We start from the raw sequence: 22515 nt of genomic DNA on the forward strand, positions 1-22515 counted from the left end.
ACATGTCAGCCGCCAGGATGGGACCGGCCCACCGATCTTCGTCAGGGCCAGTTCGTGTTGATCGACTTCGCCGTCAGGCGGGTGGCCAGCCCGGCGCCAGCAGGCGGCCGTGGCAGGCCGCCGAGACCAGCAACCAGGTGGGCACCTTCAACATCCCCAGCCTCGCCCGGGCGGCGAACGCGAACCCCGTCACCGCGCAGACCGCGTCCGCGGCCGCCGTCCGGGCCGGGGCCGGCAGCACCGCGGCCGGATCGTCGGCCAGTGCGACCAGCCACGAGGTGAACACCGCCGCGGTCAGGGCCGCCCGACGCGACCAGCACCGCAGCCAGCCCCGCACTGTCGTCACCGGCCTGCCCAGCCGCACCGCGATCCGCCGGCAACCCCACCCGGCCGCCGCCAGTTCCAAGCCCATCCCGACGACCTCGGCCACATCGGCCCGTCTGAGCAGGGACAACACCGGGAGAAGGATGTGCGTCGCCTCGCAGGAACGACACCTCGCCCGGCGCGGCCGCACCGTCACGACCCCGTCCGGACCCCGCAGGCCCCGCGACCGGCCCCAGCCCCACCGGGCCAGCACCCCGCCGCAATCCGGACACGCCAACTCACCCGCCGCCAGCCGCTGTTCGACAGCCGCCACCGTCACCTCTACCGTGACCAAAGCGCCCTCCGTTGGCGCTAGCACGGCCCTCCCGGACGCCTGCCAACGAGCGGGAGGGCCGTGATCATGTTCAGGACATGATCACGGTGCCGCCCAGCACCCCGAAGATCAACCCTCCTGCACCCACCACTTCGCCATCACCATCGCCAATGGCACAGCACTGCCCGCTCATCAACATGCTGAGTGGCTATCTACAGTCAGCTCGGCCTGCACCCACTTCAACGTCAGCGGATCGAACGCGAACACGTCCAACCGCGTGGTGTCCATCAGCAGATACTCACCCGGCCGCGTCGGCCGCAGCTTCCCGTAGGGACCTCCCGGACGATCCGCGATATCCCGGTTCCGCTTCGTACTCAGCCGGAACAGCGGATGCCGCCGCTCCAGGCCCTCCAGCACCCGAAACGCAGTCGCCCTGCTCGGCTGCGGCACCACCTCCGGACCGAAGCGCGCGATTACCCGGGCCCGCGTCCGCTCAATCACCAGCGTCCGCGACGGCTTCGACTGACCGGTGTGCTCGACCATCACCTCCAGCGCGGTCTCCACCCACCGGTCGTCGACCGACGGCTGCGTCGGCCCGGACAAGCCATGCTTCGAGACAAGCCCGGCCTCACCATGACGCCGAAAATCCGCGACCCATTGCTTGATCGAGCGGACCGACACCCCAAGTTCCCGAGCCTTCGCCGCGTACTTGACCTCGGCAGGCTCCCTGGCCCCGTACTCGGCGCGAGGTTCTCCTTCACGTACGAGTTCCGCACTGCCCGAGCGGTAGCCCGTCAGGACCTCGCGGACATGTTCCGCTCGCTCCAGGACTTTCCGTCGCTCATCATCACGCAGTTGACTCAGGACAACTGAAGCGATCTCCCCAGCATCACCTGCCGACGGACCGGCCTGATCAGGAACGATCTCGGCACGGTCGGAGAACAACAGCTCCTTCAGGGACAGTCGCCGGACGCAGCCATGCACGTCCTTGAGGACCACCTCGTTTCCCGCGGTCGTCGCCGCCAGCTCGACCACTTCGACGCTCTCTCCGTCGTAGCGGAATCGCGTACCGACTCCGACGCGAGCCCCGGCCCTGCTCATGCTGGCTTCCGCAGCGTGTGCGACGGGCCGAGTGGCTGGTCGAGATCGGTAACAAGACCCTGCGTCCAGAGCAAATGATGAATGGCTGACCGGACTTGAGGTCCCGGCCGGCCAGCCAGACAGGCTGCGGCCCGCCCCAAGGGCACTCCATCGAGATCAATTCCACGAAGCTCTTCCAGCAGTGCGCCGCTGAGCAGCCAGTCCCTGCGGTAGCCCGCCAGGAATCGGATATTCTCCAGCTCCACCGTCGGAGGCTCGCTCCAGACCTCGTACTTCCATCCACGCGCCTCCACCGCCTGCCGGGTCCAATCGAAGGTGAACGCGACCTCGGGCCTGGACACACGGTGCAGCGGCTTGACGTCAACGATCACCGGCACCTGGTCGGTGAGCAGGAGATAGTCCGGGATGTGCTTGCGGATCTTCCCTTCCAGCACGGTCTGAAGCAGGAAGGGCTGAGCAACGATGCCGTGGACACTGCGATCGAAGTCCGCGAAGAGCAATCGGGCCAGCTCCAGGCGGGATTCGTAGACCACGTGGTCGCGCATGGTCGCTGACCAATAGGTACCCGAGTAGTGCTTCTGCCCTCGGTGCCAGCGGAATACCCGCCACGGCGCCGCTGAGGCCAACAGATCCCTGGAAGCGGCCGGCCAGGCATGCTCCTCGACCTCGTCGCCATCATGGCGGCGCACTCTGACCACGACTTCCACAGCAATGCCCACGCCGTACCCCCACCCAGACCACGGTCCGTACGACCAGACTGCCCGCCGTCGAAAGCAGACGCCTGAGCTTGGAGCCAAGCAGCCCGAAAGAGTGAACGCGCCGACCTGCTGGTCTCACGGCTGCTTCATAAGTGCAGCCGATATGAAGCAGGGCGTGAGACTGTGCAGCGAAATCTGAGACCCTACACCATCGCCCCGGCCTGAGGCTCAGGTCTGGGCCATGTCCACGAAGCGTGAGTAGTGGCCCTGGAAGGCCACGGTGATCGTCGCGGTGGGGCCGTTACGGTGCTTGGCGACGATCAGGTCGGCCTCGCCCGCTCGCGGGGACTCCTTCTCGTACGCGTCCTCGCGGTGCAGCAGGATGACCATGTCGGCGTCCTGCTCGATGGAGCCGGACTCACGGAGGTCGGAGACCATCGGCTTCTTGTCCGTGCGCTGTTCCGGGCCACGGTTCAGCTGGGACAGCGCGATGACGGGCACTTCGAGCTCCTTCGCCAGCAGCTTGAGGTTTCGGGACATGTCCGAGACCTCCTGCTGGCGGCTCTCGGGGCGCCGGGAGCCGCCGGACTGCATCAGCTGGAGGTAGTCGATGACCACGAGCCGTAGATCATTGCGCTGCTTGAGGCGGCGGCACTTGGCGCGGATCTCCATCATCGACAGGTTCGGCGAGTCATCGATGAAGAGGGGCGCCGCCGACACATCCGGCATCCGGCGGGCGAGCCGGGTCCAGTCCTCGTCCGTCATGCTGCCGGACCGCATGTGGTGCAGCGCGACCCGCGCCTCGGCCGACAGCAGGCGCATCGCGATCTCGTTGCGGCCCATTTCGAGAGAGAACACGACGCTGGGCATCTTGTGCTCGATCGAGCAGGCGCGGGCGAAGTCCAGTGCCAGGGTCGACTTGCCCATGGCGGGACGGGCCGCGATGACGATCATCTGGCCCGGGTGGAGGCCGTTCGTCAGGGAGTCGAGATCGGTGAACCCGGTGGGGACGCCGGACATCTGGCCGCTGCGGGATCCGATCGCCTCGATCTCGTCGAGGGCGCCCTCCATGATGTCGGAGAGCGGGAGGTAATCCTCGGAGGTGCGCTGCTCGGTGACCGCGTAGATCTCGGCCTGGGCGGAGTTGACGATCTCGTCCACATCACCGTCCGCCGCGTATCCCATCTGGGTGATGCGGGTGCCGGCCTCGACGAGGCGGCGCAGGACGGCGCGCTCGTGGACGATCTCGGCGTAGTACTCGGCGTTGGCGGCGGTCGGGACCGCGTTGACCAGGGTGTGGAGGTAGGGGGCGCCGCCGACGCGGGTGATCTCACCGCGCTTGACCAGTTCGGCGGCGGTGGTGATGGGGTCGGCGGGCTCGCCGCGGGCGTAGAGGTCGAGGATCGCGGTGTAGATGGTCTCGTGAGCCGGACGGTAGAAGTCCTGACCCTTGAGTACCTCGATGACATCGGCGATGGCGTCCTTGGAGAGCAGCATGCCGCCGAGGACGGACTGCTCGGCGTCGAGGTCCTGCGGCGGTACGCGTTCGAAACCGGCGCCGCCCTCGGACCAGTTGCTCCGGTCCTCGCCGTCGTCCTTCTTGTTGCGCTTGCCGCCGCCCTGCGACCGGAAGTGGGTGACCGGCGGGCGGTCGCCGGGACCGCTGTCCGGCGAGAACGACGGCTCGTCCCCCCAGTGGTCGTCCGCGGGTTCGGGTTGGCTCACCCCGCCACCTCCTCCCGTCCGACCTGACGCTGCCGTGCGTCTCTTTCTTACGCCACGGCTCTGACAATTGAGACACCCGGCTCCAGATACGGCGCGTCGGGCAGGGGGCTCACGGTAGGGCCCCTGGGACCGTTGGCCAAGACGGTTATCCACAGGCCCTGTGGACGGAGGCATCCAACCTGTGGAGAAGCCCCCTGAACCTGTGTACAGGCCTTGGGAAACCGCTGTGGACAAACACACAATCAGCCGAACTGAACCGCCCTGACCTGGGGCTTCCTCATCCGCAGGCTGTGCAGAAGAAAAACTTTTCCAGTCGGCCCAAGATCGCGACAAACCACGCGGAGGAGATCACTCTACGCAGTCGAACGTAATGGTCCATCCAGCCTTGCAGGTATTACTTGTGGATGATTATCCTGAGGTGGTGAAACCGGTCGCCGAGCCACCCCAGAAGAACCACCCCGCCCATCTCCCCAAGGAGACCCGGCGGCGCCATGACCGGGAGATCATCGCACTCGCCCTCCCCGCCTTCGGCGCGCTCGTCGCCGAGCCGCTCTTCGTCATGGTCGACAGCGCCGTCGTGGGCCACATCGGCACCGCGCAGCTCGCCGGACTCGGCGTCGCGGCCGCACTGCTGACCACCGCGGTCAACATCTTCGTCTTCCTCGCCTACGCCACCACCGCCGCCGTCGCCCGCCGCGTGGGCGCGGGCGACCTCCCGGGCGCGATCCGCCAGGGCATGGACGGCATCTGGCTCGCCCTGCTGATCGGCGCGGCCGTCATCGTTCTCGTCGTCCCCACCGCACCCGCGCTCGTCGGGCTCTTCGGCGCGTCCGACACCGCCGCGCCGCACGCCGTCACCTACCTGCGGATCAGCGCCCTCGGCATCCCCGCGATGCTCGCCGTCCTCGCCGCCACCGGCGTACTGCGCGGCCTGCAGGACACGAGAACGCCCCTCTCCGTGGCCCTCGGCGGCTTCACGGCGAACGCGGGACTCAACGCGGCGCTCGTCTACGGCGCCGGACTCGGCATCGCCGGCTCCGCCTGGGGCACCGTCATCGCCCAGAACGGGATGGCGGCGGTGTACCTGTACGTCGTCGTCCGCGGAGCGCGCAGACACGGCGCTTCGCTGCGCCCGGACGCCGCAGGGATCCGGGCCTGCGCCCAGGCCGGCGTACCGCTGCTGATCCGCACCCTGAGCCTGCGGGCGGTCCTGTTGATCGCCACCGCGGTCGCCGCGGGCCTGGGCGACACCAAGATCGCCGCCCACCAGATCACCCTCACGGTCTGGTCGCTGCTGGCCTTCGCACTCGATGCCATCGCCATCGCGGGACAGGCCATCATCGGCTGCTACTTGGGCGCAGACGACCCCGAGGGCGCCCGGGCCGCCTGCCGCCGCATGGTGCAGTGGGGCATCGCCTCCGGCGCGCTGCTTGGCCTGCTCGTGATCACGGCCCGGCCCCTGGTCGCGACGGCCTTCACCTCCGACCCGGCCGTCCAGGACGCCCTCATGCCGGTCCTGCTGGTGGTCGCCGTCAGCCAGCCCGTCTCCGGCATCGTCTTCATCCTCGACGGTGTCCTGATGGGCGCGGGCGACGGCCCCTATCTCGCCTGGTCCATGGTCGCCACGCTCCTCGTCTTCGCCCCCGTCGCCCTCGCCGTGCCGGCTCTCGGCGGTGGGCTCACCGCCCTGTGGTGGGCCATGGTCCTGATGATGCTGACCCGGCTCGTCGCACTCCAGCTGCGCACCCGCTCCGGCCGCTGGATCATCACCGGGGCCGTGCGGGCGTAACCACGTTCGGCACCGGCCGGGACCGGGAGCCCGGGGCGCCGACCCGCGCCGACCCGTACTGGTTCGGCAGCAGGCTGACCGGTCCGAAGGCCACGTCGGTCTCCGTACCGGCCCGCTCGGTCAGGGCGAACAGCTCCTTGGCCACGTCCTCCCCGACGTCCTGCGGGTCGGCGAATTCGGATTGCCCTCGTACAGTCCGTACTCGACGTCCTGCGGGTAGATGTTGGCCCCCATGTAGGAGACGGTCGAGTCGGACCGCCCGTACAGGAACAGCAGCGGCAGGCGCATCCTCTCGCGCAGCGCTGCGGCCTCGGCGCGCTGCAGCAGCACGGGACGGTCCGCGAACAGCTCCCGGAGGATCTCCCAGACCTGCGGGAAGGACATCAAGGTGCCTTCGTCGCCGATGTTGTAGCGCAGCTTGGGGGCCATGACCGCGGTGGACTTGATGGTGCAGAGCACCTCGCCGGTCCGGCCGTCGCCGGCGGTCTCCAGATAGGTCTCCAGCGGGTTGTACTGGAAGACCATCGGCAGCCGCTGCTCGTCCGGGCCCAGGAAGGCCGCCCGTACGGTGGCGTCCTCGCGCATCAGCCGGCGAAGCCAGATGCTGAAGGTGGTCTCGCCGCCCATTCCGATGGTGAGGTCGGAGGCGCCGTAGCCGGAGCGGACCTTGCCGAAGACATCACCGACGTAGTCGCGCAGCGCCTCGGTCATCCCCTCGCCTCCGACCATCGCCGCGAGCCGGTAGCTCTTCTCCTCGAACCAGGGCTCGCCGGCCAGCCGGTCCCGCAGATGCTTGAGGAAGGGCGGATAGGCGGTGACCAGGTAGTCGTAGCGCGGCCCGAAGTGCCGCAGCGTGTCGACGATCTTCTCCAGGTCGGGTCCGGTGTTCTTGACGGTGGCGATCCGGGCCATCGCGATGCCGGTGTTGGTGCCGGTCGCCCAGGCGCCCATCGAGTAGGCGTTGATGACGAAGAGCCGTTTCGAGGGGAAGACCAGGCTGGTGTACCCGGCCACATTGCGGTGCACGGTGTTCAGCTCACGACGGCTGCGCACCCAGTTGTACGGGGTGCCGGACGAGCCCGAGGACTCGTCGACGACACTGCCCGCGATCTCCACCCGGCCCTTCCAGCAGCGCATGTCCTCCGGGTACGCCTTGACGTACGACTCCTTGTCGGTGGCCGGATAGGAGTCGAGCCGGAACCAGCGGAACCGCCAGCCGCCGGTCTCCAGGTGCGCGGCCTACGCCGGTACGTCCAACGCCGCGAACTGGCAGGTCATCCATGCGTGGAGGCGGGCGAAGCCACTCATCCACGGCCGGTAGTTGCGTGCCATCACCCGCCATACGAAGGGGTGCACCCGGTAGAGCCGGTACAGAGCGGTGAGCCCGAAGCTGACGATCCTCAGCAGCCACTGCCGCGCGAAGCTTCCCATTGCCATGCCCACATGGTGGGCGCGGGGACGCCGCCCCGGCATGGGCTGCGCTACTCAGTCCGGGCTCCGCAGCTACCTGAGCACGGCGACCGGCCGCGGGCGGCCGAGCACGCTGTTCGGCGATGTCCCGCGTTGTTCCACGTGGAACAACGAAGGGCCGGCACCCCCTGCGGGGTGCCGGCCCTTCGCGCTACGCCGAGGCTCGGCAGATCAGGCGGCGACGACCTCGAGGCCAAGGTTGGCCACGACGTCAGCGTGCAGACGCACCGAGATCTTGTGGGCGCCGAGGGTCTTGATCGGCGAACCGACCTCGATACGACGCTTGTCCACGTCCGGGCCACCGGCGGCCTTGATCGCCGCAGCGATGTCGGCCGGCGTGATGGAACCGAACAGTCGGCCGCTGTCACCCGCGCGGGTGGTCAACCGAACCCGGACGGACTGCAGCTTCGCCATGACGGCGTTCGCGTCCTCGAGCGTGTGGATCTCGCGGATCCGACGCGCACGGCGGATCTGCTCGACGTCCTTCTCGCCACCCTTGGTCCACCGGATCGCGAAACCGCGGGGGACCAGGTAGTTGCGGGCGTAACCCGACTTGACCTCTACGACATCGCCTGCGGCGCCGAGGCCGGAGACCTCGTTGGTGAGGATGATCTTCATGATTCGGTCACCCTTCCTTAGCGAGCGGTCGAGGTGTAGGGCAGCAGTGCCATCTCACGGCTGTTCTTCACGGCCGTGGCGACGTCACGCTGGTGCTGGGTGCAGTTGCCGGTCACGCGGCGGGCACGGATCTTGCCACGGTCGGAAATGAACTTCCGCAGCATGTTCGTGTCCTTGTAATCCACGTAGGCGGTCTTGTCCTTGCAGAACGCGCAGACCTTCTTCTTAGGCTTGCGCGGAGGCGGCTTCGCCATTGTCTCTCTCCAGTGTGATCAAGAAGTTGGTGTCGTGACGCCCTTAGAAGGGCGGCTCGTCCGAGAAGCCGCCGCCGGAGGAGGAGGAACCGGAGTTCCCGCCCCAGCTTCCGCCGCCGCTACCCTGCTGGGCGCCGCCGGCCGGAGCACTGGTCGCCCAGGGGTCGTCGGCGGAGGCACCGCCGCCGCCCTGCTGGCCGCCGCCGGAGCTTCCGCCCCAGTTGCCGCCACCCTGGCCGCTCTGTGCGCCGCCGCCACCGCCACCGCTGTAACCGCCCTGCTGGCCGCTTCGGCCGCCGCCGGTCGTCTTGGTGACCTTGGCGGTCGCGGTCTTCAGGCTGGCGCCGACTTCCTCGACGTCCAGCTCGTAGACCGTCCGCTTGACGCCCTCGCGGTCCTCATAGGACCGCTGCTTCAGCCGGCCCTGCACGATGACGCGCATGCCTCGCTGCAGCGACTCCGCTACGTTCTCCGCCGCCTGACGCCAGACCGAGCACGTGAGGAAGAGGCCATCGCCGTCCTTCCACTCGTTGGTCTGCTTGTCGAAGATGCGGGGTGTGGACGCGACACGGAACTTCGCGACCGCCGCACCGGACGGGGTGAAGCGCAGCTCGGGGTCGTCGACGAGATTGCCGACGACCGTGATGACGGTCTCGCCTGCCATGGTGGTGACCTCTCGGCGGTGTGCTGGCTGCTTCTCGGAACCGGTACTGCTCTAAGCCCGCAGGCTCAGTGCAGTTCCGGGCGGAGGACCTTGGTCCGGAGAACCGACTCGTTCAGGTTGAGCTGACGGTCGAGCTCCTTGACGACCTCGGGCGAAGCCTTGAGGTCGACGACCGAGTAGATACCCTCGGCCTTCTTCTTGATCTCGTACGAGAGGCGACGACGGCCCCAGGTGTCGACCTTCTCCACGCTGCCGCCGCCGTTGCGGACGACAGTGAGGAAGTTCTCGATCAACGGGGAGACAGCGCGCTCCTCGAGATCGGGGTCGAGAATGAGCATGAGCTCGTAGTGACGCATTGTGGAACCCACCTCCTTTGGACTCAGCGGCCACGGCGTTTCCGTGGCAGGAGGGTTTGTATTGCGTCGCAACGGTAACGCTGACCACTGACAATCACGGTGGATCGTTGTGGACCAGCGCAGACACCGGTGCAGACCGTACAGACTACCCGGACAACCGCCTCCGGTTGAAATCCGCCCGCTAATGCCCTCAATCTGTACACATCGGGTGTGTACGGCGCTACGATGCGCCACTGCTCCGTTACGGAGGTGTCCTATGGCACAGCAAGCGGCTCGGACCCATCACCTCACGTTCAACACCGACGGCCAGGCCCATCCCCTGGAGAACACGCTGGTCGCGGTCACTCTGGTCCTCGGTGGCATCGCCATCGTCTCGTCGATCTTCGACAACCTTCATCTGCTCAGTTCCCTGACCGGCCTGGCCGGGATCATCACCGCGGGATACGGGCAATTCATCTCGGTCACCACCGCAGAACGCTTCGCGCTGATCATCGGGCTCGGAGCCGCAGCGGTCGGCTTCTACCTGGGCATGGCCCATGGCGGGTTCTTCGGCGGGTAGCCGGAGAGTTGTCCACAGGGCTGGCGGGGCCGTTCCCCGATCGCAGTAGGCTTCGGCGCAGATAAGACCGCAGTCGTAGCGATGGGGAGCGCCCCGCATGAGCTTGACCCTGAGGACCATCAGCCGTGAGCAGCATCTGGCTTTCATCCAGAGTCTGCCCTCGGCCAGTCACTGCCAGGTTCCGGCATGGGCGGATGTCAAGAATGAGTGGCGCTCCGAAAACCTCGGGTGGTTCGACGACAAGACCGGCCAGATCGTCGGCGCCGGCCTGGTGCTCTACCGGCAGATCCCCAAGCTGAAGCGGTACCTGGCGTACCTCCCCGAGGGCCCGGTCATCAACTGGTACGCCCCGAATCTGGACGAGTGGCTGCAGCCGATGCTGGCGCACCTCAAGCAGCAGGGCGCCTTCACGGTGAAGATGGGGCCGCCCGTCGTCATCCGCCGCTGGGACGCCCCCGCCATCAAGGCCGGCATCGCCGACCCCGATGTGAAGCGGCTGCGGGACGTCGAGGCGACGTTCATCGAGCCCCGCGCCTTCGAGGTGGCCGACCAGCTGCGCCGGATGGGCTGGCAGCAGAACGAGGACGGCGGCGCCGGCTTCGGTGACGTACAGCCCCGCTACGTCTACCAGGTGCCGCTGGAGAACCGTTCGCTGGACGACATCCTCAAGGGCTTCAACCAGCTGTGGCGCCGCAACATCAAGAAGGCCGAGAAGGCCGGCGTCGAGGTCGTGCAGGGCGGGTACGACGACCTGCCGGCCTGGCAGAAGCTGTACGAGGTGACGGCCGAGCGCGACCACTTCAGGCCCCGCCCGCTGTCGTACTTCCAGCGGATGTGGACCTCGCTCAACGCCGAGGATCCCAACCGGATGCGGCTGTACCTGGCCGTGCACGAGGGTGAGGCCGTGGCCGCGGCCACCATGCTGATCGTCGGCGGCCACGTCTGGTACTCATACGGCGCCTCCGCGAACCACAAGCGTGAGGTCCGGCCGTCCAACGCGATGCAGTGGCGGATGCTCAGGGACGCGTACGCACTGGGCGCGAGCGTGTACGACCTGCGCGGCATCAGCGACTCGCTCGATGAGACGGACCATCTGTTCGGCCTGATCCAGTTCAAGGTGGGTACAGGCGGCCAGGCCGCCGAATACTTGGGCGAATGGGATTTCCCGCTCAACAAACTGCTCCACAAGGCACTCGACATCTACATGTCCCGCCGCTGACCGGCGAGCAGACGAAGGAAAGGTCCTGACCAGGCCATGGCGCTCACCCTGTACGTCGACACCGCGCGCTGGCGTGCGCACCAGCAGTCCGTGGCCGAGCAGTTTCCCGGCATAGTCCCGGTCTGCAAGGGCAACGGCTATGGCTTCGGACACGAGCGGCTGGCCGACGAGGCGACCCGGCTCGGCAGCGACATGCTCGCGGTCGGCACGACCTACGAGGCCGCCAGGATCAAGGACTGGTTCGGCGGGGACCTCTTGGTCCTCACCCCGTACCGGCTCGGCGAGGAGCCGGTCCCGCTGCCGGACCGTGCGATCCGGTCGGTGTCCTCGGTCGAGGGCGTGCGCGGGCTGGTGGGCGCGCGGGTCGTCATCGAGGTCATGAGCAGCATGAAGCGCCACGGCGTCGCCGAGGACGACCTGGTCAAGCTGCACGCCGCCATCGACGACGTACGGCTGGAGGGCTTCGCCATCCATCTGCCGCTGGACCGCACCGACGGTTCCGACGCGGTGGAGGAGGTCTTCGGCTGGATGGAGCGGCTGCGCGCCGCCCGGCTGCCGCTGCACACGATGTTCGTCAGCCACCTCAAGGCCAACGAACTGGCCCAGCTCCAGCAGCAGTTCCCGCAGACCAAGTTCCGCGCCCGGATCGGCACCCGTATGTGGCTCGGCGACCACGAGGCCACCGAGTACCGCGGCGCGGTGCTGGACGTCACCCGTATCGCCAAGGGCGAGCGCTACGGCTACCGCCAGCAGAAGGCCTCCGACGACGGCCACCTGATCGTCGTCGCGGGCGGCACCTCCCACGGTGTCGGCCTGGAGGCTCCCAAGGCCCTCCACGGCCTCATGCCCCGCGCCAAGGGCGTCGCCCGCGCCGGCCTGGCCACCGTCAACCGCAACCTGTCGCCGTTCGTCTGGGCCGGCAAGCAGCGGTGGTTCGCGGAGCCCCCGCACATGCAGGTCTCCATCCTCTTCCTCCCCAACGACGTGGCCCCCCCGGCGGTCGGCGACGAACTGGTGGCCCACCTCCGGCACACCACCACCCAGTTCGACCGCGTCATGGACCGCTGAGCCGCCGGACAGGCCCTAGCCCTCCAGTTCCCGCCGTTCCACGCCCCACTCCACCGGCGTCCCCGCGAAGGGAGCCGCGTGCCGCGGTTCGTGCGCCCGGCCGAGGACGAACACGTCCGGCGCGCCGTCCAGCACGCCGCCGGACGGGTCGTCGTCGCCCTCCCAGCGCACGACATCGCGCTCCGGCAGCAGGATGTCCCGCACCACCACTCCGCACAGATACAGCGTGCCGAGAATGTGGATGACGATCGCCAGGTGGTAGCCGTCCTGGGGCAGCCCGTGGTGCTTGACACCGCCCGTCACATAGGCGAGCTGCATCCAGATGCCCAGGAAGTACAGGACCTCGGCGCCCTGCCACACCAGGAAGTCCCGCCAGCGCGGCCTGGCGAGCGCGGCCAGCGGCAGCAGCCACAGCACGTACTGGGGCGAGTAGACCTTGTTGGAGAGCACTATGGCGGCCACGACCAGGAAGGCGAGCTGCGCGAAGCGCGGACGCCGGGGCGCGTAGAGCGCGAGTCCTGCGATGCCCGCGCACAGCACCAGCATCAGTGCCAGCGCATAGGAGTTGACGCCGTCGAGCGGGTCGCCGGTCTGCTGGCTGATGACCAGCCAGATGGAGCCGTAGTCGATCCGGCGCTCCTGGCTGAACGTGTAGAACTTCGCCCAGCCGTCGCGCGCGAGCAGCATCACCGGGAGGTTGACCACCAGCCAGGCTCCGGCCGCACCCGCCAGAGCCGTCCAGAAGGCCCTGAGCCGGCCGGCTCGCAGACAGAGCACGAGCAGCGCGCCCAGCAGCAGGAACGGGTAGAGCTTGGCGGCGGTGGCCAGACCGAGCAGGATCCCGGCGGCGAGCGGGCGGCTGCGGGACCACATCAGCATGGCGGCCGCGGTGAGCGCCACCGCGAACAGGTCCCAGTTGATCGTGGCGCTCAGAGCCAGCGCGGGTGACAGCGCGACGAGCAGGGCGTCCCAGGGGCGGCGCCGGTGGGTGCGCGCGACGCACACCACGAGCAGCACGGCGCAGACCATCAGCATCCCGGCGTTGACCAGCCAGTAGATCTGCTCGCGGTGCTGCTCGGAGCCGCCGTTCGGGGTGAGCCAGGACGCGATCTCCATGAAGAGGCCCGTCAGGACCGGGTACTCCAGATAGTGGAAGTCGGTGGAGACCGAGTCCGGGATCCGGTCGAAGTACGGCACGACGCCGGTGGAGAAACCGCGGCCGGCGAACAGATGCGGGATGTCGGAGTAGCAGGCGTGGATGTACTGCGCGTCACCCGCCTGGAACCAGCCGCTGTTGTAGCAGGGCAGTTTCTGCGCCATCCCGAGCGCGAACATCCCGATGACGACGATCACCATGATCCGCAGCGGGTTCCACCAGCGGTGGGTCCCTGTCTCCGCACGGCTCCCCAGCGGTCCGCCGATGACCTCACTGCCGGATCCGGCCACCGGGTCCTCGTCGGTCGGCGGCACGAGGGCCTCCTGCGGGTCGTCTTCGCGCACGCTCGTCATGCCGGACATCCTGCCGTATGACCCCCGACAGCAAGAGGCCGCGGAGGGCGCATGCCCTCCGCGGCCCCGGCCCGCACCGTTACCGGGTCACCCCCCGTGGGGCTTGGAGATCCCAGGTCGCGTGCTGCTGCCCGATGGTGTCGGCTTCGTACTGCCACCGGTGGGCGGTGTCGTGCAGGTCCAGTCGAACGGCGCGCAGGTGCTCGACGGCGTACCGCTCGGGGTACTGCTCGGGGTACCGCTCGGCGTCTGGCTCGGCGTGCGCGAAGGCGTCTGCGACGGGGTCTGGCTGGGCGTCGTCTGCGACGGCGTGGGCGTCGGGCTCGTGCCGGGGGCGTAGATCACGGTGCCGGGGTCGTCCGTGGGCGCCTGGAAGTCCGTCTTCGGGGTGCCCTTGAGAGCCTCGGTCATGTAGTCGTGCCAGATCTGCGCCGGGAACGAGTTACCGTGCATCTTCGCCTTGCCGGCGGTGCCGTACATCGACAGGAATTTCTTCTTGCCGACCTCGGCCTTGTCGTCCAGCCGCCACATACCGATCGAGGTCGACAGCTGGGGCGTGTAGCCGATGAACCAGGCCGACTTGTTATCGTCGGTGGTACCGGTCTTGCCGGCCGCCACCCGGCCGTCGTCGAGCTTCGCCGGCGTACCGGTGCCCTTCTCGACCACGCCCTTCAGCACGTCGGTGACGGTGTCGGCCACGACCGGCTGGAACGCCTCCTTGGACTTCTTCTCGTGCTTGTAGACCGTCTCCCCGTGCACCACGCTCGTGACCGAGTACGGGTCGTTCTGGGTACCGTTCGCGGCGAACGTCGCATAGGCACCGGCCATCCGGATCGCGCTGGGCGACGAGGTGCCGATCGAGTACGTGACGCTGTTCTTGTAGTCGTTCAGGCCGTTCCCGTCGGAGGGCCGCAGCCCCGCGGCGACCGCGGCGTCGTGCACCTTGTCCGTACCGACGTCCATGCCCAGCTGGACGTACGGGGAGTTCATCGACAGTTCCATGGCCTCGCGAAGGGTGACCTTCGACTTGGACTCGCCGTCGTCGTTGGGCTGTGTCCATGGCTTCTTGGTGTCGCCGTTGATCCAGGGCTTGCCGTCGTAGGTCTTGATCACGAGGTCGTTCTTGCCGCTGAAGACGCTCTTCGGTGACACCTTGGTACGTTCACCGTCGTCCTGTGTCGCCTGGCCGTCGGGATTGCGTGCGCCGTGGGTCATCGCGGCCGACAGGACGAACGGCTTGAAGGTCGAGCCGACCTGGGCACCGGTTTCATCGGCGTTGTTCGTGAAGTGCTGCGTCGCGTCGGTGCCGCCGTAGATGGCGATGATCGCGCCGTCCTTGGGGTCGACCGAGGCACCGCCGAACTGCACGTACTTGTCGACGAACCCGCCGTCCAGCGCCAGGGTGGTGTTCTTCCCCGAGGTGTCCTTACGGGTGTCCGGCTTGAGGTTCTTGTCCCGGACCGCCTTGATGGACGCCTCGAGCTCCGCCACCTTCTTCTTGTTGAAAGTGGTGTGGATCTGATAACCGCCCTTTGCAAGCTCATCAGCCTTGATGCCCACGGTGTTGGTCACATATGACTTGGCCAGGCTCACCAGGTAGCCGATCTGCCCGGCCATCTGCGCGTTCTTCTTCAGCGGGCCCGGCATCGGGTAGGCCGTCCACTTGGCCCGCTCCGCAGCGGTCATGCGGCCGTCCTTGACCTCCTCGTCGAGGATCCACTTCCAGCGCTCCATGGAGTTGCGCTTGTTGCTCTCGGGTGTGGCGCGCGGATCGATGTCCACCGCGCCGACCGGGTCGAAGTACGTCGGGCCCTTGAGCAGCGCGGCCAGGAAGGCGCACTGGCTCGCGTTGAGGTCCTTGGAGTCGACTCCGTAGTACGTCCGGGCGGCGGCCTGGATCCCGTAGGCACCCCGGCCGTAGTAGGAGGTGTTCAGGTAGCCCGCCATGATGTCTGTCTTCTTCAGGGACGTGCCGACCTTTATCGAGATGAACATCTCTTTGAACTTGCGAGTGAGCGTCTGCGACTGGTTGAGCATGGAGTTCTTGACGAACTGCTGCGTAATGGTGGAGCCGCCCTGGGTCTCCCCGCCCGTGGCCATGTTCTTCAGCGCACGGGCGATACCCATCGGGTCGACGCCCGAGTCGGTCTCGAACGTCTTGTTTTCCGCGGAGATCACCGCGTTCTGCATCTCTCTCTTGATCTGCTCGATGGGCACGATCTGGCGGTTGACCTCCCCGCCGGTCGCGATCATCGGCGTGTTGTCGTCCCAGTAGTAGACGTTGTTCTGCGCCCGGGACGCCAGATTCTCGTCCGGGACCTGCACCATGGCGTACGCAATGCCCGCGATGCCGACCAGGATCCCGAAGAAGCCGATGGTCAGCGAGGTGACCTGCTTCCAGGACGGCACCCAGTGGCGCCAGCCGGTCTTGCCCCAGCGCGGGTAGTCGATGAAGCGCTTCTTCGGGGGACGGGCGGGTCCGCGGCCGCCAGGCCCGCTTCCAGCGCCACCGCCTCCACCTCCGCCACCGGTCCTGCGACGCCCACCGCCGGCTCCGGATCCTCCGCCGGCACCTCCTCCGCCGGCACCTCCTCCGACGGCCGCGCCCTCGGACGCGCTCTCCGCACGGCGGCGCCCGCCCTGCGAGGCGCGGCGCGCGGCCGCGCGGCCCGGGTACGGGCGCTCCTCAGCGGCGGGGCCGTCGGACGAGGGCGCCTGCGAACGCGGCGCGGCGGCACGCCGGCCGCCGGAAGGCGAGGACGGCGGTTCCTGCTGCGTTCCGCGCCGGGCGGCTGCGCGGCCGCCGCCGGGCGGCTGCGGCGACTGCGGCGGCTTGCGACGGTGATCGCTCATGAACAGCTACTCCTAGAACAGGCAGGATCGCCTGAAGGCGGCAATGAATTTCCGAAGGTCCCCCTCAGCGCGGCTGTGTCAGGCCGCACTGCACCCAGGACCAAGACGCTCACGCGCGTCACAGGGTTCCCGGTGCTCTGCATGGCGAACAGAGTACGCAGGGTCAAAAGCTGCGCTACACCAACGTTGATCACATATCGGGCGGTTGGCCGTTCACAGGTTTCCCGATGTGATGCCGGTCACCGTGGGTCGCCTTGCGCGATAGATCAAGCCGTTCTATCGTCGCGATGTATCGACTCGATACATCGAGCCGAGACAAGTGCAACCAACGTACCGGGACAGCCTCGGGACGCACGGTGGCCGGGACGGGGAGGCGAGGCAGTGAGCAAGCGCTCCGGGATCCTCGAATTCGCGGTCCTCGGTCTGCTGCGTGAGTCCCCGATGCACGGTTATGAGCTGCGCAAGCGGCTCAACACCTCGCTCGGTGTGTTCCGCGCGTTCAGCTACGGCAGTCTCTACCCCTGCCTGAAGACGCTGGTCGCCCAGGGCTGGTTGATCGAGGAGACGGTCCCGGATGTCGATCCGCTGGCCGCTCCCCTCGTCGGCCGCCGGGCGAAGATCGTCTACCGGCTGACCGCCGCGGGCAAGGAGCACTTCGAGGAGCTCCTCGCCCACTCAGGGCCGGACGCGTGGGAGGACGAGCACTTCGCGGCTCGTTTCGCCTTCTTCGGCCAGACGTCACGGGACGTCCGGATGCGCGTCCTCGAGGGGCGGCGCAGCCGCCTCGAGGAACGCCTGGACAAGATGCGCGCGTCACTGGCGCGCACTCGTGAGCGGCTCGACGACTACACGCTCGAGCTGCAACGACACGGTATGGAATCGGTGGAGCGCGAGGTCCGCTGGCTCAACGAGCTGATCGAGACCGAGCGCAGCGGGCGCACCACGCGCCCGCCCGCCGGGCAGGACGACAACACACAAGACCGCAACACTCAAGAACATGGCGGCCAACCCGGAGACCGGGGAACCGCGTGACGATTACACAGGGAGCAACCGTGGGTTCGGTTCGCGTAGCCATTGTTGGCGTGGGCAACTGCGCCGCGTCGCTGGTGCAGGGTGTCGAGTACTACAAGGACGCCGACCCGAACGGCCGCGTGCCTGGCCTCATGCACGTGCAGTTCGGCGACTACCACGTACGTGACGTCGAGTTCGTGGCCGCCTTCGATGTCGACGCGAAGAAGGTCGGCCTCAACCTCGCGGACGCCATCGGCGCCAGCGAGAACAACACCATCAAGATCTGCGACGTCCCGCAGAGCCCCGTGACCGTCCAGCGCGGCCACACCCTTGACGGGCTCGGCAAGTACTACCGCGAGACGATCGAGGAGTCGGACGAGGCCCCGGTCGACATCGTCGAGATCCTCAAGGAACGCCAGGTCGACGTTCTGGTCTGCTACCTGCCCGTCGGCTCCGAGACCGCCGCGAAGTTCTATGCGCAGTGCGCCATCGACGCCAAGGTCGCGTTCGTCAACGCTCTCCCGGTCTTCATCGCCGGCACCAAGGAGTGGGCGGACAAGTTCACCGAGGCCGGTGTGCCGATCGTCGGTGACGACATCAAGTCGCAGGTCGGCGCCACGATCACGCACCGTGTGATGGCGAAGCTCTTCGAGGACCGCGGTGTGCTGCTGGAGCGCACCATGCAGTTGAACGTCGGCGGCAACATGGACTTCAAGAACATGCTGGAGCGCGACCGCCTCGAGTCGAAGAAGATCTCGAAGACGCAGGCCGTCACCTCGCAGATCGACCGCGACCTGGGCGCAGACAACGTGCACATCGGCCCGTCCGACTACGTGGCCTGGCTGGACGACCGCAAGTGGGCGTTCGTGCGCCTCGAGGGCCGCGCCTTCGGTGACGTCCCGCTGAGCCTGGAGTACAAGCTCGAGGTCTGGGACTCCCCGAACTCGGCCGGTGTCATCATCGACGCCGTGCGTGCCGCGAAGATCGCTAAGGACCGCGGCATCGGCGGCCCGATCCTCTCCGCGTCCTCGTACTTCATGAAGTCCCCGCCGGTGCAGTTCTTCGACGACGAGGCCCGTGACAACGTCGAGAAGTTCATCAAGGGCGAGCTCGAGCGCTGAGCCCATCCGGCTCACGGGCTCATCGGCCCATACGGCGCTGAAGCGCTGAGCACGCACGACGCGTAATCGTCAGGCCCCGGGTGTTGCACCCGGGGCCTGACGCGTCATGTGAGGCTGTGCCCATGGCTGTTGTGCGCGATCTTCGCGTGCTGCTGCGGCTGCGCGACTTCCGGCGGCTGCTCGCGGTGCGCCTGCTGACCCAACTCTCCGACGGCGTCTTCCAGGTCGCGCTCGCCACCTACGTCGTCTTCTCACCCGAGAAACAGGCGTCCCCCGCCGCCATCGCCTCCGCGATGGCCGTACTCCTGCTGCCGTACTCCCTGCTGGGACCCTTCACCGGGGTCCTGCTGGACCGCTGGCGGCGCCGCCAGGTCCTGCTGTACTGCAACCTGCTGCGGGCTGTCCTGTCCTGTGCCACGGCCGCGCTGATCCTGGCCCGTGTCCCGGACTGGCTGTTCTATCTGTCCGCGCTGTCCGTCACCGCGGTCAACCGCTTCGTCCTGGCCGGGCTCTCGGCCGCGCTGCCGCGTGTCGTGGACGACGAGCGGCTCGTCATGGCCAACTCCCTGTCGCCGACCGCGGGGACACTGGCCGCCACGGCCGGCGGCGGCCTCGCCTTCCTGATCCACCTCGGCCTCGCCAAGGGCGCCGGCGCCGACGCCACCGTCGTGCTGCTCGCCGCGTTCCTCTACCTCTGCGCGGGGCTGGCCGCCCTCGCGATGGCCCGCGATCTCCTCGGGCCCGACCCCGCCCTCCTCCCGCCCCGTCTCGGTACAGCCGTGGCCGGCACGGTGCAGGGCCTCGCCGACGGCCTGCGCCATCTGCGCGGCCGCCCGGACGCCGTCCGGGCCATGAGCGCCATGACCGCCCTGCGGTTCTGCTACGGCGCACTCACCGTCGCCCTGCTGATGCTGTGCCGGTACGCCTGGAACACCGCGCCGAACGCTCCCGGTGGCGGACTCGCCCTGCTCGGCCTCGCGGTGGGTGTCTCGGGCGCGGGCTTCTTCGCCGCCGCGGTCGTCACGCCCTGGGCTACAGACCGCTTCGGCACCGCCGGCTGGATCACGGTCTGCGCCGGTTCCGCTGCCGTGCTTCTCCCCCCGCTGGCCCTGCCGTTCGCCCCCGCCCCCATGCTGATCGCCGCCTTCGCCCTCGGTATGTGCACCCAGGGGGCCAAGATCGCCACCGACACCGTCGTCCAGTCCGCCATCGACGACGCCTACCGGGGCCGGGTCTTCTCCCTGTACGACGTCGCCTTCAACGTCGCCTTCGTCGGCGCCGCGGCCGTCGCCGCCCTGATGCTCCCGCCGGACGGCCGGTCCGCGGTCCTGATCGGCGTTCTGGCCCTGCTGTACGCGGGGGTGGCCCTGACAATGCTCCGTGGCAGGCCCGTCCAGTAGTGTTCGGCCGTTCTTACCTCGCTCATACATCCCAATCGGGGGACACCCATGACCGCGCCACCGCCACCGCAGTACCCGCAGGGCGGAAATCCCTATGGCCAGCCGCAACCGCCGCAGGGCGGAAATCCGTACGGCCAGCAGCCGCAGCCGCCGCAGGGTGGCAACCCGTACGGCCAGCAGCCGCAGGGTGCCAACCCCTTCCCCCAGCAGTCGGGGCAGCCGTATCCCCAGCAGGCCGGCCAGCCGGGCACCTGCACCTTCTGCGGCGGCTCTCCCGCGGTCCCTGCCACGGTCCGCGGGCACCAAGGCTTCCTGATCATCATGCGGTTCCTCAAGCTGAAGGCCACTTACTGTCGTTCGTGCGGTATAGCCACGCACCGCGACATGACCACCAAGACCCTGTGGCAGGGCTGGTGGGGCATCGCCTCGTTCGTCATCACACCGGTCACCCTGCTGATCAACCTGGGCGCACGGGGGAAGTTCAACAAGCTCCCCGCGCCCACCGGTGGCTGGGGACCGCCCCGCGAGCCTGGAAAGCCGATCTTCGGGCGGATCGGAGCCTATGGAATCCTGGCCCCGCTCGTCGTGATCGCCGTGATCGTGGCAGCGAGCGCGTTCGACAAGAGCGCGAGCACGGCCGCCGTCGGCGACTGCATGCACAACTCCGGAACCTCCAGCCGGCCGAATCTCAAGGTCGTCGGCTGCGACTCGTCCGACGCCCAGTACAAGGTCGTCGAGAAGCACTCCGGCACCAGCGCGACGTGTGACCCGACCCGCTTCACCGAGTACGACCAGAGCGGCGGCGGCAACGACTTCATCCTCTGCCTCACCAACGTCCGCTGAACCGACGTCCGCTGAAGCGGGACCGCTGAATCGAGGGGCGATGTTCCACGTGGAACATCGCCCCTCGGCGGCGCACGACGGCCCCATGTTCCACGTGGAACATGGGGCCGTCCCGCACGGTCGGTCCTGTGGTCAGTCCTGCGCCGCCCACCATTCCTTGAGCGCGGCGATCGCGTCCTCCTCGGCCATCGGGCCGTTCTCCAGCCGCAGCTCCAGCAGGAACTGGTAGGCCTTGCCGATCACCGGGCCGGGCGGGACATCCAGGATCCCCATGATCTGGTTGCCGTCCAGGTCCGGGCGGATCGAGTCGAGCTCCTCCCGTTCCTGGAGTTCGCCGATGCGCTCCTCCAGCCCGTCGTAGGTACGGGAGAGCGCCGCCGCCTTGCGCTTGTTGCGCGTCGTGCAGTCGGACCGGGTGAGCTTGTGCAGCTGGTCCAGGAGCGGCCCCGCGTCACGTACATAGCGCCGGACGGCGGAGTCGGTCCACTCGCCGGTGCCATAACCGTGGAACCGCAGATGCAGCTCGACCAGCCTCGAAACGTCCTTGATCATGTCGTTGGGGTACTTGAGCTTGGCCATCCGGGACTTGGTCATCTTGGCGCCCACCACCTCGTGGTGGTGGAAGGAGACCCGCCCGTCGGACTCGAAGCGCCTGGTCCGCGGCTTGCCGATGTCGTGCAGCAGCGCCGCCAGCCGCAGCACCAGGTCGGGGCCGTCCGTCTCCAGGTCTATGGCCTGCTCCAGGACGGTCAGCGAGTGCTCGTAGACGTCCTTGTGCCGGTGGTGCTCGTCGCGCTCCAGGCGCAGCGCCGAGAGCTCCGGCAGCACCCGGTCCGCGAGTCCGGTGTCGACGAGCAGCCGGAGACCCTTGCGAGGGTTGTCCGAGAGGATCAGCTTGTTGAGCTCGTCCCGCACCCGTTCCGCCGAGACGATCTCGATACGGTCCGCCATCGCCGTCATCGCGGCGACGACCTCCGGGGCGACCTCGAAGTCCAGCTGGGCAGCGAAGCGTGCGGCGCGCATCATCCGCAGCGGGTCGTCGGAGAAGGAGTCCTCCGGCGTGCCCGGGGTGCGCAGCAGCCGTCCGGCCAGGTCGTCGAGGCCCCCGTAGGGATCGACGAAGGTGGATCCGGGCAGCGCGACAGCCATCGCGTTGACCGTGAAGTCCCGGCGGATCAGATCCTCCTCGATGGTGTCGCCGTAGGAGACCTCCGGCTTGCGCGAGGTCCGGTCGTACGCCTCCGAGCGGTAGGTGGTGACCTCGACCTGGAAGCCGTCCTTCATGCACCCGACGGTCCCGAAGGCGATACCGACCTCCCACACGGCCTCCGCCCAGGGGCGGATGATCTTGAGCACCTGTTCGGGCCGGGCGTCGGTCGTGAAGTCCAGGTCGTTGCCGAGCCGGCCGAGCAGGGTGTCACGGACCGAGCCGCCGACGAGGGCGAGCTTGAAGCCGGCTTCCTGGAAGCGGCGGCCGAGGTCTTCGGCGACCGGCGCGACCATGTGAGGGGCCTGCTGGTTCTGGGGGTCATTGTTGGCATTCGGCACAACGTAAAAGGGTACGTGGCCGCGAGCCTCCCGGCCTCCCCGTTCCGTCGCCGGACCACATGGAGCAGTCCG

22 protein-coding genes are annotated in these 22515 nt (G+C 68.1%); 8 read left to right on the top strand and 14 right to left on the bottom strand.

Annotated elements, in window-relative coordinates; translation table 11 throughout:
* Positions 1–73: 73 nt before the first annotated feature.
* The 4 genes from QMK24_RS01235 to dnaB form a co-directional block, all read right to left on the bottom strand.
* Positions 74–457 carry a helix-turn-helix domain-containing protein gene (locus QMK24_RS01235; RefSeq protein WP_283463133.1) on the bottom strand — a complete coding sequence of 128 codons (384 nt, stop codon included), beginning with the start codon at positions 455–457 and terminating at the stop codon, positions 74–76.
* A gap of 372 nt (positions 458–829) precedes the next feature.
* Positions 830–1672: a helix-turn-helix domain-containing protein gene (locus QMK24_RS01240; RefSeq protein ID WP_283463134.1), complete on the bottom strand. Its 843-nt coding sequence runs from the start codon at positions 1670–1672 to the stop codon at positions 830–832.
* Between the two features lie 62 nt (positions 1673–1734).
* A complete protein-coding gene (locus QMK24_RS01245) occupies positions 1735–2457 on the bottom strand; it encodes a TnsA-like heteromeric transposase endonuclease subunit (RefSeq protein WP_283463135.1) in 723 nt (240 codons plus the stop codon).
* Between the two features lie 207 nt (positions 2458–2664).
* The gene (gene dnaB / locus QMK24_RS01250) at positions 2665–4161 is read right to left on the bottom strand and encodes a replicative DNA helicase (RefSeq protein ID WP_283463136.1); all 1497 of its coding nucleotides are present in this window, start codon (positions 4159–4161) and stop codon (positions 2665–2667) included.
* Positions 4162–4561: 400 nt separating this feature from the next.
* Here dnaB and QMK24_RS01255 point away from each other — a divergent pair, with 400 nt between their 5' ends.
* Positions 4562–5950 (top strand): MATE family efflux transporter, encoded by a 1389-nt coding sequence (locus tag QMK24_RS01255; RefSeq protein ID WP_283463137.1) that lies wholly within the window; start codon positions 4562–4564, stop codon positions 5948–5950.
* Here QMK24_RS01255 and QMK24_RS01260 read toward each other — a convergent pair.
* From QMK24_RS01260 to rpsF, 7 genes are all read right to left on the bottom strand, one after another.
* Positions 5928–6095: a hypothetical protein gene (locus QMK24_RS01260; protein ID WP_283463138.1), complete on the bottom strand. Its 168-nt coding sequence runs from the start codon at positions 6093–6095 to the stop codon at positions 5928–5930. The genes QMK24_RS01255 and QMK24_RS01260 overlap by 23 nt on opposite strands.
* Positions 6071–7087 carry a phenylacetate--CoA ligase family protein gene (locus tag QMK24_RS01265; protein ID WP_283463139.1) on the bottom strand — a complete coding sequence of 339 codons (1017 nt, stop codon included), beginning with the start codon at positions 7085–7087 and terminating at the stop codon, positions 6071–6073. The genes QMK24_RS01260 and QMK24_RS01265 overlap by 25 nt, the downstream gene beginning before the upstream one ends.
* A 102-nt stretch (positions 7088–7189) precedes the next feature.
* On the bottom strand, positions 7190–7387 hold the full coding sequence (locus tag QMK24_RS01270; RefSeq protein ID WP_283463140.1) for a hypothetical protein: 198 nt from the start codon (positions 7385–7387) through the stop codon (positions 7190–7192).
* Between the two features lie 204 nt (positions 7388–7591).
* On the bottom strand, positions 7592–8038 hold the full coding sequence (gene rplI / locus QMK24_RS01275; RefSeq protein WP_283463141.1) for a 50S ribosomal protein L9: 447 nt from the start codon (positions 8036–8038) through the stop codon (positions 7592–7594).
* A gap of 17 nt (positions 8039–8055) precedes the next feature.
* Positions 8056–8292 carry a 30S ribosomal protein S18 gene (rpsR, locus tag QMK24_RS01280; RefSeq protein ID WP_037911393.1) on the bottom strand — a complete coding sequence of 79 codons (237 nt, stop codon included), beginning with the start codon at positions 8290–8292 and terminating at the stop codon, positions 8056–8058.
* 43 nt (positions 8293–8335) lie between these two features.
* Positions 8336–8956 (bottom strand): single-stranded DNA-binding protein, encoded by a 621-nt coding sequence (locus QMK24_RS01285; RefSeq protein WP_283463142.1) that lies wholly within the window; start codon positions 8954–8956, stop codon positions 8336–8338.
* Positions 8957–9021: 65 nt separating this feature from the next.
* Positions 9022–9312, bottom strand: a complete 291-nt coding sequence (gene rpsF / locus QMK24_RS01290; protein WP_138351152.1) for a 30S ribosomal protein S6 — start codon at positions 9310–9312, stop codon at positions 9022–9024.
* A gap of 256 nt (positions 9313–9568) precedes the next feature.
* Between rpsF and QMK24_RS01295 the strand changes: the two genes are divergently transcribed.
* The 3 genes from QMK24_RS01295 to QMK24_RS01305 all read left to right on the top strand — a co-directional run bounded on the left by QMK24_RS01295 (position 9569) and on the right by QMK24_RS01305 (position 12158).
* Positions 9569–9871: a hypothetical protein gene (locus tag QMK24_RS01295; RefSeq protein WP_283463143.1), complete on the top strand. Its 303-nt coding sequence runs from the start codon at positions 9569–9571 to the stop codon at positions 9869–9871.
* Positions 9872–9968: 97 nt separating this feature from the next.
* Positions 9969–11090, top strand: coding sequence for a lipid II:glycine glycyltransferase FemX (locus tag QMK24_RS01300; protein ID WP_283463144.1), 1122 nt, complete (start codon positions 9969–9971; stop codon positions 11088–11090).
* A gap of 36 nt (positions 11091–11126) precedes the next feature.
* Positions 11127–12158, top strand: coding sequence for an alanine racemase (locus QMK24_RS01305; protein WP_283463145.1), 1032 nt, complete (start codon positions 11127–11129; stop codon positions 12156–12158).
* A gap of 15 nt (positions 12159–12173) precedes the next feature.
* Here QMK24_RS01305 and QMK24_RS01310 read toward each other — a convergent pair whose 3' ends face one another.
* The gene (locus QMK24_RS01310; protein WP_283463146.1) at positions 12174–13667 is read right to left on the bottom strand and encodes a glycosyltransferase family 87 protein; all 1494 of its coding nucleotides are present in this window, start codon (positions 13665–13667) and stop codon (positions 12174–12176) included.
* 87 nt (positions 13668–13754) lie between these two features.
* The gene (locus tag QMK24_RS01315) at positions 13755–16520 is read right to left on the bottom strand and encodes a transglycosylase domain-containing protein (RefSeq protein WP_283463147.1); all 2766 of its coding nucleotides are present in this window, start codon (positions 16518–16520) and stop codon (positions 13755–13757) included.
* A gap of 381 nt (positions 16521–16901) precedes the next feature.
* On the opposite strand from QMK24_RS01315, the gene QMK24_RS01320 reads away from it, so the two are divergent.
* The 4 genes from QMK24_RS01320 (at position 16902) to QMK24_RS01335 (ending at position 20895) form a co-directional block, all read left to right on the top strand.
* Positions 16902–17552: a PadR family transcriptional regulator gene (locus tag QMK24_RS01320; RefSeq protein WP_283463148.1), complete on the top strand. Its 651-nt coding sequence runs from the start codon at positions 16902–16904 to the stop codon at positions 17550–17552.
* A gap of 20 nt (positions 17553–17572) precedes the next feature.
* Positions 17573–18652 (top strand): inositol-3-phosphate synthase, encoded by a 1080-nt coding sequence (locus QMK24_RS01325; RefSeq protein ID WP_283463149.1) that lies wholly within the window; start codon positions 17573–17575, stop codon positions 18650–18652.
* Between the two features lie 122 nt (positions 18653–18774).
* Positions 18775–20052 (top strand): MFS transporter, encoded by a 1278-nt coding sequence (locus QMK24_RS01330; RefSeq protein WP_283463150.1) that lies wholly within the window; start codon positions 18775–18777, stop codon positions 20050–20052.
* Between the two features lie 48 nt (positions 20053–20100).
* Entirely contained in the window at positions 20101–20895 is a 795-nt protein-coding gene (locus QMK24_RS01335) for an LppU/SCO3897 family protein (protein WP_283463151.1), read from the top strand.
* Positions 20896–21027: 132 nt separating this feature from the next.
* On the opposite strand, the gene QMK24_RS01340 is transcribed toward QMK24_RS01335, so the two are convergent.
* Complete coding sequence (locus QMK24_RS01340; RefSeq protein ID WP_283463152.1) at positions 21028–22443, bottom strand: CCA tRNA nucleotidyltransferase; 1416 nt, start codon at positions 22441–22443, stop codon at positions 21028–21030.
* Positions 22444–22515: the final 72 nt, after the last annotated feature.

This window comes from Streptomyces sp. PH10-H1, from assembly GCF_030063355.1.
Taxonomy (GTDB): domain Bacteria; phylum Actinomycetota; class Actinomycetes; order Streptomycetales; family Streptomycetaceae; genus Actinacidiphila.

Bases quoted from the DNA above. Each gene is read 5' to 3' on its own strand.
- QMK24_RS01310 (WP_283463146.1), bottom strand. From the start codon at position 13,667: ATGACGAGCGTGCGCGAAGACGACCCGCAGGAGGCCCTCGTGCCGCCG.
- QMK24_RS01315 (WP_283463147.1), bottom strand. From the start codon at position 16,520: ATGAGCGATCACCGTCGCAAGCCGCCGCAGTCGCCGCAGCCGCCCGGC.
- QMK24_RS01270 (WP_283463140.1), bottom strand. From the start codon at position 7,387: ATGGCAATGGGAAGCTTCGCGCGGCAGTGGCTGCTGAGGATCGTCAGC.
- rplI (WP_283463141.1), bottom strand. From the start codon at position 8,038: ATGAAGATCATCCTCACCAACGAGGTCTCCGGCCTCGGCGCCGCAGGC.
- QMK24_RS01335 (WP_283463151.1), top strand. From the start codon at position 20,101: ATGACCGCGCCACCGCCACCGCAGTACCCGCAGGGCGGAAATCCCTAT.
- QMK24_RS01300 (WP_283463144.1), top strand. From the start codon at position 9,969: ATGAGCTTGACCCTGAGGACCATCAGCCGTGAGCAGCATCTGGCTTTC.
- QMK24_RS01305 (WP_283463145.1), top strand. From the start codon at position 11,127: ATGGCGCTCACCCTGTACGTCGACACCGCGCGCTGGCGTGCGCACCAG.
- rpsF (WP_138351152.1), bottom strand. From the start codon at position 9,312: ATGCGTCACTACGAGCTCATGCTCATTCTCGACCCCGATCTCGAGGAG.
- rpsR (WP_037911393.1), bottom strand. From the start codon at position 8,292: ATGGCGAAGCCGCCTCCGCGCAAGCCTAAGAAGAAGGTCTGCGCGTTC.
- QMK24_RS01285 (WP_283463142.1), bottom strand. From the start codon at position 8,956: ATGGCAGGCGAGACCGTCATCACGGTCGTCGGCAATCTCGTCGACGAC.
- QMK24_RS01330 (WP_283463150.1), top strand. From the start codon at position 18,775: ATGGCTGTTGTGCGCGATCTTCGCGTGCTGCTGCGGCTGCGCGACTTC.
- QMK24_RS01265 (WP_283463139.1), bottom strand. From the start codon at position 7,087: ATGCGCTGCTGGAAGGGCCGGGTGGAGATCGCGGGCAGTGTCGTCGAC.
- QMK24_RS01295 (WP_283463143.1), top strand. From the start codon at position 9,569: ATGGCACAGCAAGCGGCTCGGACCCATCACCTCACGTTCAACACCGAC.